This window comes from Arthrobacter sp. BI5 (assembly GCF_056680065.1).
Window position 1 is genome coordinate 972241 of sequence record NZ_CM155264.1, and the last position, 15420, is coordinate 987660.

General features: G+C 67.8%; 13 protein-coding genes and 1 pseudogene. 6 read left to right on the forward strand and 8 right to left on the reverse strand.

The genetic code is table 11. From position 1 onward, the window contains the following. Positions 1 to 72: 72 nt before the first annotated feature. From istA to AC1MED_RS04595, 4 genes and pseudogenes are all read left to right on the forward strand, one after another. A complete protein-coding gene (istA, locus tag AC1MED_RS04580; RefSeq protein WP_479785682.1) occupies positions 73 to 1749 on the forward strand; it encodes an IS21 family transposase in 1677 nt (558 codons plus the stop codon). After that, a pseudogene (gene istB / locus AC1MED_RS04585) lies at positions 1746 to 2537 on the forward strand (IS21-like element helper ATPase IstB); the annotation flags it as partial. The gene istA and the pseudogene istB, both read left to right, overlap by 4 nt. Before the next feature lie 174 nt (positions 2538 to 2711). Next, on the forward strand, positions 2712 to 3119 hold the full coding sequence (gene mscL / locus AC1MED_RS04590; protein WP_066435231.1) for a large conductance mechanosensitive channel protein MscL: 408 nt from the start codon (positions 2712 to 2714) through the stop codon (positions 3117 to 3119). A gap of 195 nt (positions 3120 to 3314) precedes the next feature. Continuing rightward, a complete protein-coding gene (locus tag AC1MED_RS04595) occupies positions 3315 to 3536 on the forward strand; it encodes a hypothetical protein (RefSeq protein WP_479783404.1) in 222 nt (73 codons plus the stop codon). 254 nt (positions 3537 to 3790) lie between these two features. Here the strand turns inward: AC1MED_RS04595 and AC1MED_RS04600 are convergent, their stop codons facing one another. From AC1MED_RS04600 to AC1MED_RS04620, 5 genes are all read right to left on the reverse strand, one after another. Beyond that, complete coding sequence (locus tag AC1MED_RS04600; RefSeq protein WP_479785684.1) at positions 3791 to 5443, reverse strand: HNH endonuclease signature motif containing protein; 1653 nt, start codon at positions 5441 to 5443, stop codon at positions 3791 to 3793. A gap of 413 nt (positions 5444 to 5856) precedes the next feature. Then, entirely contained in the window at positions 5857 to 6591 is a 735-nt protein-coding gene (locus AC1MED_RS04605) for a YqjF family protein (protein WP_479785686.1), read from the reverse strand. A 4-nt stretch (positions 6592 to 6595) separates the two neighbouring features. Further along, positions 6596 to 7024, reverse strand: coding sequence for a DUF1622 domain-containing protein (locus tag AC1MED_RS04610; protein ID WP_479785687.1), 429 nt, complete (start codon positions 7022 to 7024; stop codon positions 6596 to 6598). A 42-nt stretch (positions 7025 to 7066) separates the two neighbouring features. Continuing rightward, entirely contained in the window at positions 7067 to 7957 is an 891-nt protein-coding gene (locus AC1MED_RS04615) for an SDR family oxidoreductase (protein WP_479785688.1), read from the reverse strand. A gap of 113 nt (positions 7958 to 8070) precedes the next feature. Beyond that, positions 8071 to 8976, reverse strand: coding sequence for an MSMEG_6728 family protein (locus tag AC1MED_RS04620; RefSeq protein WP_346959898.1), 906 nt, complete (start codon positions 8974 to 8976; stop codon positions 8071 to 8073). Positions 8977 to 9121: 145 nt separating this feature from the next. Between AC1MED_RS04620 and AC1MED_RS04625 the strand changes: the two genes are divergently transcribed. Then, entirely contained in the window at positions 9122 to 9694 is a 573-nt protein-coding gene (locus AC1MED_RS04625; protein ID WP_346959897.1) for a hypothetical protein, read from the forward strand. An 85-nt stretch (positions 9695 to 9779) separates the two neighbouring features. Here the strand turns inward: AC1MED_RS04625 and AC1MED_RS04630 are convergent, their stop codons facing one another. Next, positions 9780 to 10448 (reverse strand): transglycosylase family protein, encoded by a 669-nt coding sequence (locus tag AC1MED_RS04630; protein ID WP_479785690.1) that lies wholly within the window; start codon positions 10446 to 10448, stop codon positions 9780 to 9782. A 219-nt stretch (positions 10449 to 10667) separates the two neighbouring features. Next, positions 10668 to 13259 (reverse strand): excinuclease ABC subunit UvrA, encoded by a 2592-nt coding sequence (uvrA, locus tag AC1MED_RS04635; protein WP_479785692.1) that lies wholly within the window; start codon positions 13257 to 13259, stop codon positions 10668 to 10670. 48 nt (positions 13260 to 13307) lie between these two features. On the opposite strand from uvrA, the gene AC1MED_RS04640 reads away from it, so the two are divergent. After that, positions 13308 to 14420 (forward strand): adenosine deaminase, encoded by a 1113-nt coding sequence (locus tag AC1MED_RS04640; RefSeq protein ID WP_479785693.1) that lies wholly within the window; start codon positions 13308 to 13310, stop codon positions 14418 to 14420. A 5-nt stretch (positions 14421 to 14425) separates the two neighbouring features. Here the strand turns inward: AC1MED_RS04640 and AC1MED_RS04645 are convergent, their stop codons facing one another. Further along, a complete protein-coding gene (locus tag AC1MED_RS04645; RefSeq protein WP_346959893.1) occupies positions 14426 to 15400 on the reverse strand; it encodes an aldo/keto reductase in 975 nt (324 codons plus the stop codon). Positions 15401 to 15420: the final 20 nt, after the last annotated feature.

Below are 15420 nucleotides of genomic sequence, written 5' to 3' on the forward strand. Positions count from 1 at the left end.
TGGCGGTTATTTGTGGCCCCACCTTCAACGTTGGATTCATCACTGGATGGATGCGGCGGAAGGCTGGTCTGGATGGAGTCGAGAGTGGAGTTGTTCGCGCGGATTCGAAGGGACGCCCGGGTTGAGGGCCTGTCGGTTCGTGCGTTGGCGGTTCGGTACGGGGTTCACAGGCGAACGGTAAGGCAGGCACTGGATTCAGCTGCCCCTCCGGAGCGTAAACAGAGACAAGGCGTGTCCTGGAGGCTGGAGCCCTTCAAGGGCGCGATCGATGCGATGCTGACCGAGGACACGACGGCGCCGCGGAAGCAGCGCCATACTGCACGCAGGATTTTGGCCCGGCTCATCGAAGAGCACGGTGCGCCGGAGCTGTCGTATTCGACGGTGCGGGATTATGTGCGGGTCCGCCGCGCCCAGATCGATGTGGAGGCCGGCCGCCGGGTTGAGGTGTTCGTTCCCCAGGAACACGCCCCCGGAGCGGAAGCCGAGGTGGACTTCGGTGAAGTCTGGATCATGCTGAACGGGGTGAAGACGAAGTGCCACATGTTCATCTTCCGGTTATCACATTCGGGCAGGGCCATCCACCGGATCTACCCGACCCAGGCTCAGGAAGCCTTTCTTGAAGGCCACGTGGAGGCCTTCAAAGTTCTGGGCGGCGTCCCGACTAAACATATCCGCTATGACAACCTCACCAGTGCTGTAACCGCTGTGGTGTTCGGCCAGGGCCGGCAGCGCCGGGAGAACGACAGATGGGTGTTGTTCCGTTCCCACTACGGCTTCGACCCCTTCTATTGCCAGCCCGGCATCGCCGGGGCCCACGAAAAGGGCGGGGTTGAAGGTGAGGTGGGCTGGTTCCGCCGCAACCGGCTTTCACCGATGCCGGTTGCTGACTCCCTGGACGAGCTCAACGACCGGATCCGCAAATGGGAAGCCCAGGACGAGGACAGGAGGATCAATGACAGGATCCGCACCATAGGCCAGGACTTCGAGATCGAACGGCCGTTCCTGGCCCCGTTGCCGGCAGAGGAATTTGATCCGGGTCTGGCGCTGAACCCGAGGGTCGACAGGTCCTCGATGGTCACCGTCCGGATGGTGAAGTATTCCGTCCCGGCCCGGTTCATCGGCCGGAGGGTCCGGGTGTCATTGCGGGCGTCCGAGGTCGTGGTGTTCGATGGCCGCACCGTGGTCGCCAGGCATCAGCGGCTCGCCGCCCGGTCCGGGCAGTCGGTCCAGCTGGACCACTATCTCGAGGTCCTCAAAACCAAGCCCGGCGCCCTTCCAGGCTCCACCGCTTTGGCCCGGGCGCGAGAGTCCGGGACGTTCAGCAGCGCGCACGAGGCATTCTGGGCCGCCTCCCGCCGGGTCAACGGCGACGCCGACGGGACCCGTGAACTCATCGACGTCCTGCTCCTCCACCGGTCCATGGACGCCTGCGACATCCACGCAGGCATCACCGCGGCCCTCGTAGTGGGCGCGGTCAGCGCCGACGTCGTCGCGGTCGAAGCCCGCAGACACGCCACGACATCTTGCCGGGGCGGGGCCAGTTCGGACCGTCATCCCCGTGTTCATGCTGAAGAGAAGGTGCAACGAGTTGTCAGTCTCACCCAGCGCCGCCTCATGGACCCCGTCGCCGTCATCGCCGGGCTGCCACCTGATAGCCGGCCCCTGCCATCGGTCCGCGCCTATGACGAGCTGCTGGCCAAACGTTCGGAACACCCCGCAGGAACCGCGTCAAAGGAGAACATCTCATGAGCCCCACCGCACCGGCGACCACCATCACCCCGGCCCTGCGCCGGCGGCGAGGCCTGACCGAACAGGCAGCGGTTGCCGCCGTGGACCAGGCCTGCCGCCGACTGCGCCTGCCCACCATCCGGGCAGTCCTCGATGAAGGCCTCGCCGTCGCGGGGAAGGAACAACTCTCCTACCAAGGCTTCCTGGCCGAACTGCTGCTGGCCGAGTGCGACGACAGGGACCGGCGCTCCTCGATCCGGCGCGTGAAAGCCGCGAACTTTCCCCGGGACAAGTGGCTCGGGGACTTTGACTTCGACGCGAACCCGAACATCAATTCCGCCACCATCCACACCCTGGCCACCGGAGAATGGATCCGCAAAGGACAACCCCTCTGCCTGATTGGGGACTCCGGAACCGGCAAATCCCACCTGCTCATCGGACTCGGCACCGCCGCCGCGGAGAAGGGCTACCGAGTCAAATACACCCTCGCCACCCGACTCGTGAACGAACTCATCGAAGCCGCAGACGAGAAGGTCCTGGCCAAGACCATAGCCCGCTACGGCCGCGTGGACCTGCTCTGCATCGACGAGCTTGGCTACATGGAACTTGACCGTCGAGGCGCCGAACTCCTCTTCCAGGTCCTCAGCGACCGTGAGGAGAAAAACTCCATCGCCATCGCCTCCAACGAATCGTTCTCCGGCTGGACCAAAACCTTCACCGACCCGCGCCTCTGCGCCGCCATCGTGGACCGGCTGACCTTCAACGGCACCATCATCGAAACCGGCACCGACTCCTATCGCCTGGCCCATGGCATCGCGCGTAGAAGTTCGGAACAGGTGAACAACCCCGCTGCAGGAACCCAAGGTCCCCACGGAGGTGAATCCGACCTCATGCCACGGGCGCCGGCAGGCACTCGGTGACTCCCCTCGAAACTTTCCCCAAAAGTAACCGATACGGCATCCGCGTGGGGTAGTTTGATCGCTATGTTGACCGGATTCAAGAATTTCATCATGAAGGGCAACGTCGTAGACCTTGCCGTCGCCGTCGTGATTGGTGCCGCCTTCGGTGCCGTAGTCACGGCCCTAGTCCAAAGCGTTCTCATGCCGTTCATTGCGGCCCTGGTCGGATCTCCGAACTTCGATAGTTTCGCCGTCGTGACCCTCAACGGAAACGACATCAAATTCGGTGTCCTGCTCACGGCAATTGTTAACTTCGTGCTCGTGGCGGCAGCCATTTACTTCGTCATCGTCGTGCCCATGAACCACATGGTCGAGCGCCGCAACCGGCGCCTCGGCATCAACCCGGACGTCAAGGAAGAAGCGGCCGAAGACCCCCAGATTGCCCTGCTTACGGAAATCCGGGATTCCCTCCGGCAAGACCGCAGGCCCTAATCAAGCCGGCGTACCCGAACCCCGCCAAAATCCGCTGTCAGCGCTGAACCGCGGCGCAATTGCTTCGGCACGCTCACGTTCCACAGACCGACGCTGCGATAGCGTGTCTCTCAGCGGCGCAGGGATAAATCCGGGCGTTCGTGCAGCCGCAGGCTGGCTGGGCTTGTTTTCCGTCATCGATGAAAGGACATGAAAATGGCTGTTCCGATTGAATTGGGCAAGGCATTGGACAAGGGCTACGAGAACTCGACTCTGGACGAGGTCCTTTCGGCCCCGCCCTCGGCTCTTGCCGGACTGACCGAAAAGCACGACGAACTGCTTGCCGGTATGGGAATCAAAACCATCCGCGATCTGGGAAGCAACAAATACTTCGCTACGGCAGGGGTACTGGTCGCACTCTCCGGCAAGGTTGGGTAGTCGGTCTGGACTGTTAGCGCGTCTAACTGAAAGGGTCCGGCCCGGCGCACGCCGGGTCGGACCTTTTCCATTCCAGAATGGATTTCTCCCACTCAAGAGATCTGACATGCTAGCAACGACGGCGCCCCGACTCCATACCCCCGACCGGCATCTGCCGTTCCCCCGGGCGATACAGGAACCCTTAGCCAACCGGTGCGAAAACCGTCCCGCGAGCCCGAGACCCACAACAACGTTCCGTGAACCTGGGGCCACTTTCAATCGCCCCTCTGGGGCCAAAAATACTTGACACAATCAATGGTCCATTGTTCTTTGTGGATGAGGTGGTGGTGGTGGGAGCAGAGGAGGACGCCGTTGTCGGTGCTGGTGGTGCCGCCGCGGGACCAGTAGGTGATGTGGTGGGCTTCGCACCAGGTGGCGGGCATGGTGCAGTTGGGGAAGGCGCAGCCTTGGTCGCGGGCGGTGATGGCTTTGCGGATGTGGGGCGGGAAGATCCGGGTGGTGCGGCCGATGTCGAGGATGCGGCCCTGGCTGCCGAGCAGGATGGGGATTATGTCGGCGTCGCAGGCGATTTTGCGGATGGTCGCGGCGGTGACGGGGCCGGTGAAGGCCAGGGTCCCGGTGCCGGTGAACCCGAACGGGCCTGTGCGGCGTCCGCTGGCGTCCCCGGTGCCGGTGAACCCGAACGGCCCGGCGCCGGTCCCGGGGATGCGGCCCCCGGCTCCGGTGAACCCGAACGGACCGGTGCCGCGTCCGCCGGCGCGGGCGTCAACGGCCCTGGCGAACGGGCCTGTCTGGCTGTCGGTGGCAGGGTCAGCGTTGGTGTTGGTGGCGTTTAGGAGGTGTTCGAGGAGGTCGCGGTAGTCGATGGTGACCATGATCTGGGGCCGGTGTCCGCCGGTGGCGGGCAGCCCGCCGGACGCGAGGGCTATTTTGCAGCCGCCGACCAGGCCGTCGAGGTATTTCTGCGGCCGGGACCGCCAGTCCAGCCCGCCCGGCACGAACCCCTCCGCCCCGGTAACCTCCCCGGCCACGTCCACCTTCCCGCCGCCGTCCGCCCCGGCCTCCACGCCGCCATCCGCCCGGCCACTGTCTGTGGCGGCCGGGCTGCTGTCGGTGCCTGTGGGGGCGGGGGTGGTGCGGGGGTTGGTGGCGGTGTTCATTACGGTGAGGAGGGTCTCGAATTGTTCGGTGGTGGCGAAGATTTCCAGGTGGTGCAGGCCGTGGCGGGGTTTACGGATGAACGCGCCCTGTAACTGGCGCAGGATCTCCTCGGAGGGTTCGGCGCCGTCCTGGTCGATGGCGTCCAGCCAGCGCCGGGTGACCCGGGCCAGGAAGTCCGGGTCGTGCTCGATGGCGGTGGCCGTGAGGGAGTGTTCCATCCGGGCGGTCGTGTCCGGGTCGCATAGGGGCCGGACCCGGTCCAGGGCCTGGGCGATGATGGTCGCGGACCGGGACGGCACGGTCCCGGCGGCCACGGCGGCGGCGAGTTCCTCGTGCAGGGGCGGGAGGATCTGCCCGGTGATCCCGGTGCGGGGCAGGACCGCGGCGGTCAGGGACAGGCGGCGGTGCGCTTCGGTGCCGGTGATCTGCAACCGGTCCCGCAGGAAGTCCCCGCTCTTGCGGTAACCGTCATCCAGGACCGGGGAGTCCGCGGCGGCGGCTTCCTTCCGGGTGCGGTCCACTGCGGCCGCGCCGACGAGCTGCAGGAACTCCAGCCCCCGGGCGAGTTCCTCGACCCCGGCGGCGTACTCCGCGGCCTCCGCGAACCCGAACAGCGCCGCGTCCCTCACCGCCGTCGCGCACAACTCCCGCACCTGCCCCAGAATGTTCCCCAGCGACGGAACCCCCCGCGCAGTATCACCGGCCCGGGTGGCTGGAGAAAGTGTGAGAGCTGCGCTGGTTCCCATGAATCAATCCTGCCGCCGACCTACGACACTAATACCCGCACCAGAAGCCGCACCGAAGCAGCCGGCACCATCTCCGTGCCGGAGCAACACGCCCCGCGCCACCGGCACCCGCCGCGCAGCACCACCGGGCCGACTGGCCGGAGGAATGGCGAGAGCTGCACTGGTTCCCATGAACCCATCCAACCAGCGACCTACGACACTAAACGCCGCAACGAAACAGCCGGCAAGACCGCCGCGCAGGAGCAACACGCCCCGCACCACCGGCACCGCTGGACAGCATTACCGGCCCGGGTGGCCGGAGGAATGGCGAGAGCTGCACTCGTTCCCATGAACTAAGTTCATCACCGACCTCTGACAGTATTAGCCCCTGCGGAACGCACACCGAGCTAGCGCCCGCAGCAAAACTAAAAGCCTCAGGTCCCGCGCCCCAGCGCCCGCGGCCGGCCAAACTGTGTCCGCACTCCAGGCGAAAACAACACCGACTCGGGCGGGCCGGAGACCGTGATGCCCGCTGCTGCGATGAGCTGGTCTTCCAGGGCAGTCAACCGGGCACGGAACAGCGGCCAAGGACTGTGGGTATTGGGAACGTAGAGCGTCTTACCGCGGAAGCGGGTGTGCAGGCCAAACCGGGCTGTGAGGTGGACGGACAGCGGATCGGTGGCATCGGCGTCGAACTGTGGAGCCACCGCGAAATCGCTCCGCGCCCCGCGCCCAAACCGGCGCACCGAATAGCCGGTCGAGGGGTCCGCAGGGTTTGCCCCCCGGAAGCGGTCACGGGACCACACGTAGGGGATTCCTGCGGCGCGCGCCGCCAGAACCACAGCCAGACGCGAGGCGTCAAGGCTCAGGAAAACAACACCCTTGGTGCCGTCCGGCTCCCGGGAGTAGAGCCGCACATTGATCTCGTTGAAGCTCCCAAAGTAGGGGACCCCGGGTCCTCTGCCCAGGCCGGCACCCTGCATACGGAAGCCGATAAGCCCCACCCACGCTGACCCGTCGAACACGTCCGGGGCCACGCCCTCAGGCATGAACGCAGCTGCAGCCGTCTGAGGGATGCGCCAGTGCAGGAACACCGCGTCCGTCCAGCGCTGGTCCATGATGACCGGTCGGGGCAGCTCCGGCGCCGCTGGCCAGGGATCGGTACCCATCAGGTCACGCCGACGCCGACTGGGCGTCAACCGACTGGGCGTCAACCGGCTGCGTGCCCGCCGACTGCTCGCCCGCAGTCTGCTTCTGCCAAGGCCAGCGCCCGGTGATCTCGAGCTCAAGGGAGAAGCTCAGGAAGGTCCGGATCAGTACGATGATGGCCAGCACGCCCACGCTCTCGAAGGTAGGGGTGACGGCGACCGTCCGGATGATGTCGGCGGCCACCAGCAATTCGAGGCCAAGCAGGATAGACCGGCCCAGCAGTTGCCGGTAGGAGCGGTACACCGAAAGAGGTTCGGAGCCGACCGGCCGCTGCCGCGGCTGGAAGCCCCGCAACGCCATCGGCAGGGACACCAGGGCGCCGATGACCATCACGGCCACGCCGGCGAAATCCATGAACCGGCCGACCGTCTCAATGATGTGCTGAAAATCCATACAGTCCCTCGGTGGAGTTGGGTGTGCAAGATAGCGGACGCATCAGGGGTGCCGCTCGCCGACGCCGGCCAGGATGGCGCGATAGCCCTCGCGGAAGCTTGGATACTCGAACTCAAAGCCGGTGCCGCGCAGCAGCGCATTGCTCACGCGCTTGTTACCGCCACGCGACGGCTCGCCGCCGCCTGAGCTGGCAGCCCCCGACGGCGGTTCGGCCCCTAGCGGCTCCGGAAGGCCCAGCTCGACCGCCAGGAACCGCAATACTTCGCCCAGTTCGGCAGGTTCGTCGTCCACGCCCAGGTACAGCGGCGCCGGCTCGGCCGCCATGGTGCACAGGTGCACGATGGCTGCTGCGGCGTCGTCGCGGTGGATCCGGTTGGTGAAGCGGGACTCCGCCGGAATCGTGGCGTCCCCGCCGCGCACCTGGTCGATCAGCCGGGTCCGGCCCGGTCCGTAGATGCCGCCGAGCCGCAGCACCACGGGCGAAATCCCGGTGCCGTGGAGCCGGCTGACGAGGAGTTCCTCGGCCTCGCAGATGATGCGGCCGGAGAAACCGGCGGGATTCGGCGTCGTCGTTTCGTCCACCCAGCCGCCGTCGGCGTCGCCGTAGACGGCGGTGGAGGAAACAAACAACACCCGCCGGACCGGCGCCCCGGACGCCGCGACGGCGTCCAGCACATGCGCCACGCCCTGCACATAGGCCGCCCGGTAAGCCTCCTCGGTGGGGGAGTCCGCCGCTATGGCGACGACGACGGCGGTCGTGTCCGCCGGGACCGGCGGCAGTTCGCCGGAGGTCAGGTCAGCCGCGGCGCCTTCGATTTCGGCCGGCAGTTTTTCCGGCGAGCGCCGCCAGCCCACCACGTGGTGGCCGGTCGCGGCAAACCGCAGCCCGGCTTCGGTACCCAAATCGCCGCAACCGGCCAGCAGTACAGTCATACGGCCCAGTCTGCCAGCAAATACGGTGCGGCGCGGAGCGGGAGAGCCGCTAACCGAGCGTCGCCGTCGCCGTGTCGCGCCCTTCGCCGGGCCCCGGGGGCTACCGCGCCCGGCTACCGCGCCGGAATGGGGAAGAAGACCCGGGGGTCCTGCAGCAGGGCCGGGTAGTCGAACTCGCGGCGCGGCAGGATTTCGTTGACCTGGAAGTTGCGGGCAAACACGCCGTCCACGGTAATCGGACGACCCTGGACCTCTCCGACGGCGAAGGACTGGCCGCCGTCGAACGGGATTGCCACCACGGACTTCCCGGGCAGCGTGGTGAAGGCCTCTTCCTGGGCCTGGCGCTTGCGGGTGGGCTTCTTCACCAGCGGCTTGGCCGGGCGCTTGCGGGCGTTCTTGTCCGGCCGGCGCGACCCGTTGTCCGCGTAGACGAACTGGTACTCGTCGTCCCCGGCAGCGTTCGCTGCCTTGCCGCGGACCGGCGGCAGGCTGATGGTGTCGAGCTGCTGCGGATCGGTGTCGGCCAGCGGAAGACGGAGAACCCACATGCGGTCGCCGGCAGGATCCTCCGGCAGCAGCTCGTGCTTGGGTTCGGGCCAGACGTACTCCAGGTCCGGATCCGTGCCCGGGAACACCTCGCTGTAGAACCGCTGGTCCTTGGCGAGCAGTCGGGAGCGGTGGCTCAGGTGGAATTCCGGGTTTCCCAGCCAGTACGGCATCGGGATCTTTGCGGCATAGTCGGGATGCGCGGCCTGCGGAGCGAACTCCATGATCTTCTCGCGCGTGGTGTCCTCGCCGCCGCGCGCGGTCCATTCGTCCACCATGGCCAGGCCGTACATGGTCAGCGCCGGGACGTGGCCCATCCACATCCGGACGGCCGGGTGGGACTGCCAGCCGTACTCGGGAATCACCAGCGCGCGCAGCATTTGCAGCGCTTCGACGCGCTGCTTGCCGAGCCGGACGCGATCAAGGGCCGCGGCGCTCTGCTGGAAATCGGGGAAGGGGAGGAATGTCTGCATCTCTCCAGTTTGGGGCCACGGGGCCGCAACGCCAATTGCTGGGCCTCCCGGGTGAGCGTGTTCACATTACGGATAGGTACAGACAGTTCCCAGCCCGGAGACCTATCATTTACGGCAAGCACCCCAGCTGCACGGAAGACCCGCCATGACCCTTGAATCAACGGCGCCCTTTGCGCCCAAGTACGGACAAATGCTCGGCCCGGAAGCCAACGGCATCCTGGTCCTCGAAGAATTCACCCTGGACCCCGCCGAGGCCCGCAAGGAACAGCACGGATTCCGCGCCGCCCTCGCCTCGGTGGCCCTGACCATGCGCCGTCTGCTGGCGTTCCGGCTGTTTATCGCCCTGGTGGCGATCGCCAACCTGCCGCTGTTCTTGCTTTCCAGCGGCTGGGAAATCTACGCGGTCTCGCTGACGCTCGTGGTGGCCGTCCACGCCGCCGTGTCCTGGCTGAACAGGCATGAACCTCGGCTGCGGCAGCGTCGGATGCTCGAGCTCCACCTGCACCGGGAACGCAGCGACAACTACCGCAAGGTCCGCGACGCGGTGAAGTACGTCATCGACACCCCCGCCCGGATGAATGAACAGCTCTATCTCGAACTGCTCGCGGCCAAGCGCGTGGCGCTGCACCTCGCGCAGGGCACCGTGGCCCTGCTGGATACCAGCGACGACGCCGCTTGGAAGGTGCGCATCGTCCGCGAACTGCCGCGCACCGTCTGAATCAAATAGTCTGAAACTTAAACGACGACGCCGGCGCGTCCCCCAAGGGCGCCCCGGCGTCGTCGTTTAATCAGCTGGCCCTGCCCTAGGCGGGGAGCTGCAGGACCTGCCCGGCCAGCACGAGGTCCGGGTCACTGATGGTGGCCGCATTGGCGTCGGCCAGGGCCTGCCAGCCGCCATGGATATCGAGCTTCTTGGCGATCTTGCTAAGGCTGTCGCCGCTCTTGACCGTGTAGGTCTCGCCGCTCAGCGCCACCGGGGCGGCGTGCCGCGGCGCGGCCTGGACCTGCGCGGCCTGGGCCTGCACGGGGGCCGCCTGGACCGGAACCGTCTGGACCGGCGCCTGCTGGACCGGCGCCTGCGCGGCCGGTACGGAAGCCGGAGCCGCTGCTGCGCCGCCGCTCAAGCCCAGCTTGGCAGAGCAGGCCGGCCATGCACCCCAGCCCTGGCTAGCCTGGACCTTCTGGGCCACGGCGATCTGCTGTTCGCGGCTGGCGTTGGCCGCCGAGCCGGTGCCGCCGTGGGCAGCCCACGTGCTCTGGGTGAACTGCAGGCCGCCGGAAAAACCGTTGCCGGTGTTGGTGCTCCAGTTGCCGCCGCTCTCGCACTGGGCCAGTGCGTCCCACGTGGAGGTGGTCGTGGCGGTGGGGGTGGCTGCGGTCGCCGCCGTGGCGGAAAGGGCGACGCCGGCGACCGAAACGGCGGCCAAGGCTGCTCCGCGGCGCGCGACAGTAGTGAGGGTTGAAGTCTTCATGGATTCAGCTGCTCCTGAGGGCCACCGGCGCTCGGTCCGTCCCCGGACGTTATCGCGTCACTGCCCGCCCCTGACATATAGAGGTCATCTGCGGTGTCTGCCGATCGGGCAGTTCTTGGTGGAGGCAGCACCGGGCATGCATTTGCCCGCTTCGGGGCGTCCATCCACGGTAGGACAATCTGGGGGCCCGGAGCAACCCGCGGTTAAGAAAGCCACAACTCAGCCGCCCAGCACGGCCGCCAGGTAGGGGGCGGTGCGGCTCTTCTTGGAGCGCGCGACGTCGGCGGGTTCGCCGGCGGCGATAATCTTGCCGCCGGCGTCGCCCCCGGCAGGGCCCAGATCGATCACCCAGTCCGCGGCGGCCACCACGTCCATCTCATGCTCCACCACCACCACCGTGTTGCCGGCGTCCACCAGCCGGTGCAGCTGGGCCATCAGGAGCTCGACGTCGGCCGGGTGCAGCCCGGTGGTGGGTTCGTCCAGCAGGTAGAGCGAGTGGCCGCGCTGGGCACGCTGCAGTTCGGTGGCGAGTTTGATGCGCTGGGCTTCGCCGCCGGAGAGCTCGGTGGCGGGCTGGCCCAGCCGGAGGTAGCCCAGGCCCACCTCGCGCAGGGTCTGCAGGGCCCGTGCGGCGGCGGGGACGTCGGTGAGGAACTCGGCGGCCGCGTTGACCGTCATGCCCAGCACCTCCGCCACGTTCTTGCCGCGGTAGCTGACCTCCAGGGTCTCGGGGTTGTAGCGGGAGCCGTGGCATTCCGGGCACGGGCCGTAGCTGCCGGGCAGGAACAGCAGCTCCACAGCCACAAAGCCCTCACCCTGGCAGGTTTCGCAGCGTCCGCCGGCCACGTTGAAGGAAAAGCGTCCGGCCCCGAAGCCCCGGGCCTTGGCCTCGTCCGTAGCGGCGAATTCCTTGCGGACGGCGTCGAACAGCCCGGTGTAGGTGGCCAGGTTGGAACGCGGGGTACGGCCGATCGGCTTCTGGTCCACCTTCACCAGCCGGTCGATCTGCTCCAGCCCGGACACCGGCCCCACGCTCAGCGGAGCGGTGGGCTCCCCGGCGTCGTCGGCTTCCTCCGGGGCGGCCGCGGCCTCGGAGTCCGGGTGCAGCCAGGAGTTGGCCACCTCGGCGAGGACCTGGCTGACCAGCGTCGACTTGCCGGAGCCGGAGACGCCGGTGACCGCGGTCAGCACGCCGAGGGGGAAGTTCGCGTCGAGGTTTTGCAGGTTGTGGCGGCTGATGTCGCGCAGTTCCAGCCAGCCGGCCGCCTCCCGGCGGGCGCCGGATCCGGAGCGTGCGCCGGCCCCGGAACGGCCCCCGTCGCCGTCCCCGCCGTCGTCGCCCGTGGTCCCGGTGCTCTCCGGAAACAGGTACGGCCGCGTGACGGAGGCTTCCACCTCGGCGAGGCCGGCCACCGGGCCGCTGTAGAGCACCTCACCGCCGCCCTCGCCGGCGCGCGGACCCACGTCCACCAGCCAGTCGGCGCGGCGCACCACGTCCATGTTGTGCTCCACCACGAACACCGAGTTGCCGGAGGACTTGAGCTGGTCCAGGACCGCGAGCAGGGGTTCGGCGTCGGCCGGGTGCAGGCCGGCGGAGGGCTCGTCGAGGACGTAGATGACGCCGAACAGGCCGGAACGCAGCTGGGTGGCGATCCGCAGGCGCTGCATCTCGCCGGGGGAGAGGGTGGGGGTGGAACGGCCCAGGGCGAGGTAGCCCAGGCCGAGGTCCAGGAGCACGGTGACGCGCTGCAGCAGGTCGCGGGTGATGGCGACGGCCACCTCGTTGGACTCGCCGGAGGACTGCTTCCGCGAGGCGGTTCCCGCGGAGGTGAGCTCGGTGGTGGGGCGGATGATCGACGCGAGTTCGGTCATCGGCACGGCGTTGAGCTCGGCGATGGTCTTGCCCGCGAACGTCACGGCGAGCGCCTCGGGCCGCAGCCCGCTGCCGCCGCAGCGCGGGCACGGGCCGGTTTCCATGAAACGCAGTACCTTTTCGCGCATGGAGGTGCTCTTGGAATCGGCCAGGGTGTGCAGCACGTAGCTCTTTGCGCTCCAGAAGCGGCCCTTGTACGGCTTGGCCACCCGGTCGCGCTGCGGCGTCACTTCCACCACGGGCTGCTCCTCGGTGAAGAGGATCCAGTCGCGGTCTTTCTTGGGCAGCTTCCGCCAGGGGGTGTCGACGTCGTACCCCAGATGGGTGAGGATGTCGCGCAGGTTTTTGCCCTGCCAGGCGCCGGGCCAAGCGGCGATCGCGCCGTCGCGGATGCTCAGTGAGGTGTCCGGGACCAGCGAGGATTCGCTGACCGTGTGCGCGATGCCGAGGCCGTGGCACTCCGGGCAGGCGCCGGCCGCGGTGTTGGGGGAGAACGCGTCCGAATCCAGCGACGCGGCGCCGTCGGGGTAGCTGCCGGCGCGGGAGAAGAGCATCCGTAGCGAGTTGGACAGGGTGGTGACAGTGCCCACGGTGGACCGGGAACTGGGGGTGCCGCGGCGCTGCTGGAGCGCGACGGCGGGCGGCAGGCCGGTGATCAGCTCCACCTTCGGGTTGTGGCCCTGCTGGATCAGCCGCCGGGCATAGGGCGCCACGGATTCGAAGTAGCGGCGCTGGGCCTCGGCGTAGATGGTGCCGAAGGCCAGGGAGGACTTCCCGGAGCCGGAGACGCCGGTGAAGGCGACGATCGCGTCACGGGGCACGTCCACGTCCACGTTGCGCAAATTGTTTTCCCGGGCGCCGCGGACCCGGACGAAGCCGTCCGTGGGATGGTCCGGCGCCAGGCCGGCGGGATCGGAAGCCTGCTGAGTATTGTGCATCTGTTCGACTCTATCCGTCCTTGCTCGCGGCGGGCATATCCTTACCGAATGGAAACTTACGACGGCGGCGCCCGGGCGCCGAGGGCAGAGCAAGGGGCTGCGCCGCAGGCAGAGCAGGAGGCCGAGCCGCAGGCTGAGGGGGTCCCGGAGTTCGCCGAGGTGCCCGAGGGGGTCCACGCGGCACTGCCGGTCGCGGAGCTGCACCTGCACATCGAGGGCACCCTGGAGCCGGAACTGATCTTCGCGCTCGCGGAGCGCAACGGGATCACGCTGCCCTACGCGGACCTGGACGAGCTGCGTGCCCGGTACGAGTTCACGGACCTGCAGTCGTTCCTGGACCTGTACTACGCGAACATGGCCGTGCTTCAGACCGAGCAGGACTTCGCCGACATGACCCGCGCGTACCTGGCGCGGGCCGCCACGGCGGGGGTCCGGCACGCCGAGATCATGCTGGATCCGCAGGCGCACCTGTCCCGCGGGGTTTCCCTGGCGACCTCCGTGAACGGTGTGGCCTCCGTGCTGGCCACCTCGCAGCAGGAGTTCGGCATTTCCACCCTGCTGATCGCCGCGTTTCTGCGCGACTTGTCCGAGGAATCGGCGCTGGAGGTGCTGGAACAGCTGCTCGCCATGGACGCGCCGATCGCCGGAATCGGGCTGGATTCGGCCGAGGTGGGCAACCCGCCGTCGAAGTTTGAGCGGCTCTTCGCCCGGGCCAAGGAGGCCGGGCTGCGGCGGATCGCGCATGCCGGCGAGGAGGGCCCGCCGTCGTACATCATCGAGGCCCTGGACCTGCTGGGCGTGGAGCGGATCGACCATGGCATCCGCTGCATGGAGGACCCGGAGCTGGTGGAGCGCCTGGTCCACGAGCTGATGCCGCTGACCGTCTGCCCGCTCTCCAACGTCCGGCTCCGCGCGGTCGACACGCTGGCCGAGCACCCGCTGCCGGGCATGCTCGCGGCCGGGCTCAACGTCAGCGTCAACTCGGACGACCCGGCCTACTTCGGCGGATACGTGGATGACAACTTCGCCCAGCTCAAATCCGTGATCGGGCTCTCCGAGTTCGACTGCGTGCGGCTCGCGGCCAACTCCATCCGGTCCTCCTTCGCGAGCGAGGAACGCAAGACGGAGCTGCTGGCCGAACTGGCCGCCTCGGGCCGCTAACCCCCTTAGACGTCGATGCTGTCCATGTGCGGGTAGCGCGCGCCGGCCGCGACGCCGGCCGGAGCCAGCTCGTCGAGCCGGGCGAGGTCGCCCGCGGAGAGCTCGACGTCGACGGCGCCCAGGTTCTCGCGCAGCCGTTCGCGCTTCTTGGTCCCGGGGATCGGCACGATGTGTTCGCCCTGGGCCAGCAGCCAGGCGAGGGCCAGCTGCGCCGGGGTGCAGCCCTTCTCGGTGGCGAGTTCGGTCACCCGGTCCACGAGTGCCAGGTTGCGGGTGAAGTTCTCGCCCTGGAAGCGCGGCGAGTGGCGGCGGAAGTCGTCCGCGGCAAAGTCGTCCTCGCTGCGCAGCTGCCCGGTGAGGAAGCCGCGGCCCAGCGGGCTGTAGGGGACAAAACCGATGCCGAGTTCGGCGAGCACCGGGAAGATCTTGGTCTCCGGCTCGCGCTCCCACAGCGAGTATTCGGTCTGCAGGGCGGTGATCGGGTGCACGGCGTGCGCGCGGCGGACGGTGTCGGCGCTGGCTTCGGAGAGGCCCAGGTGCCTGACCTTGCCGGCCTGGACCAGCTCGGCCATGGCGCCGACGGTCTCCTCGATCGGCACCGTCTTGTCCACCCGGTGCTGGTAGTACAGGTCGATGTGGTCGACGCCGAGGCGCTGCAGGCTCGCGTCGCACGCGGCCCGGACGTACTCGGGCTTGCCGTTGATGCCCACCCATGACCCGTCCTCGCGGCGCTCGTTGCCGAACTTGGTGGCCAGTACGACGTCGTCGCGGCGGCCGGCGATCGCACCTCCCACCAACTTTTCGTTGGTGAACGGGCCGTACATGTCCGCGGTGTCCAGCAGGGTTCCGCCGGCGTCGAGGAAAGCATGGATGGTGGCGACGGACTCCTGCTCGTCGCCCTGGCCGTAAAACTCGCTCATGCCCATGCAGCCCAGTCCAAGGGCCGAGACGGTGAGCGAGCCGAGGGTACGTGATTCCATGGGGATCTCCTGAACCAGAG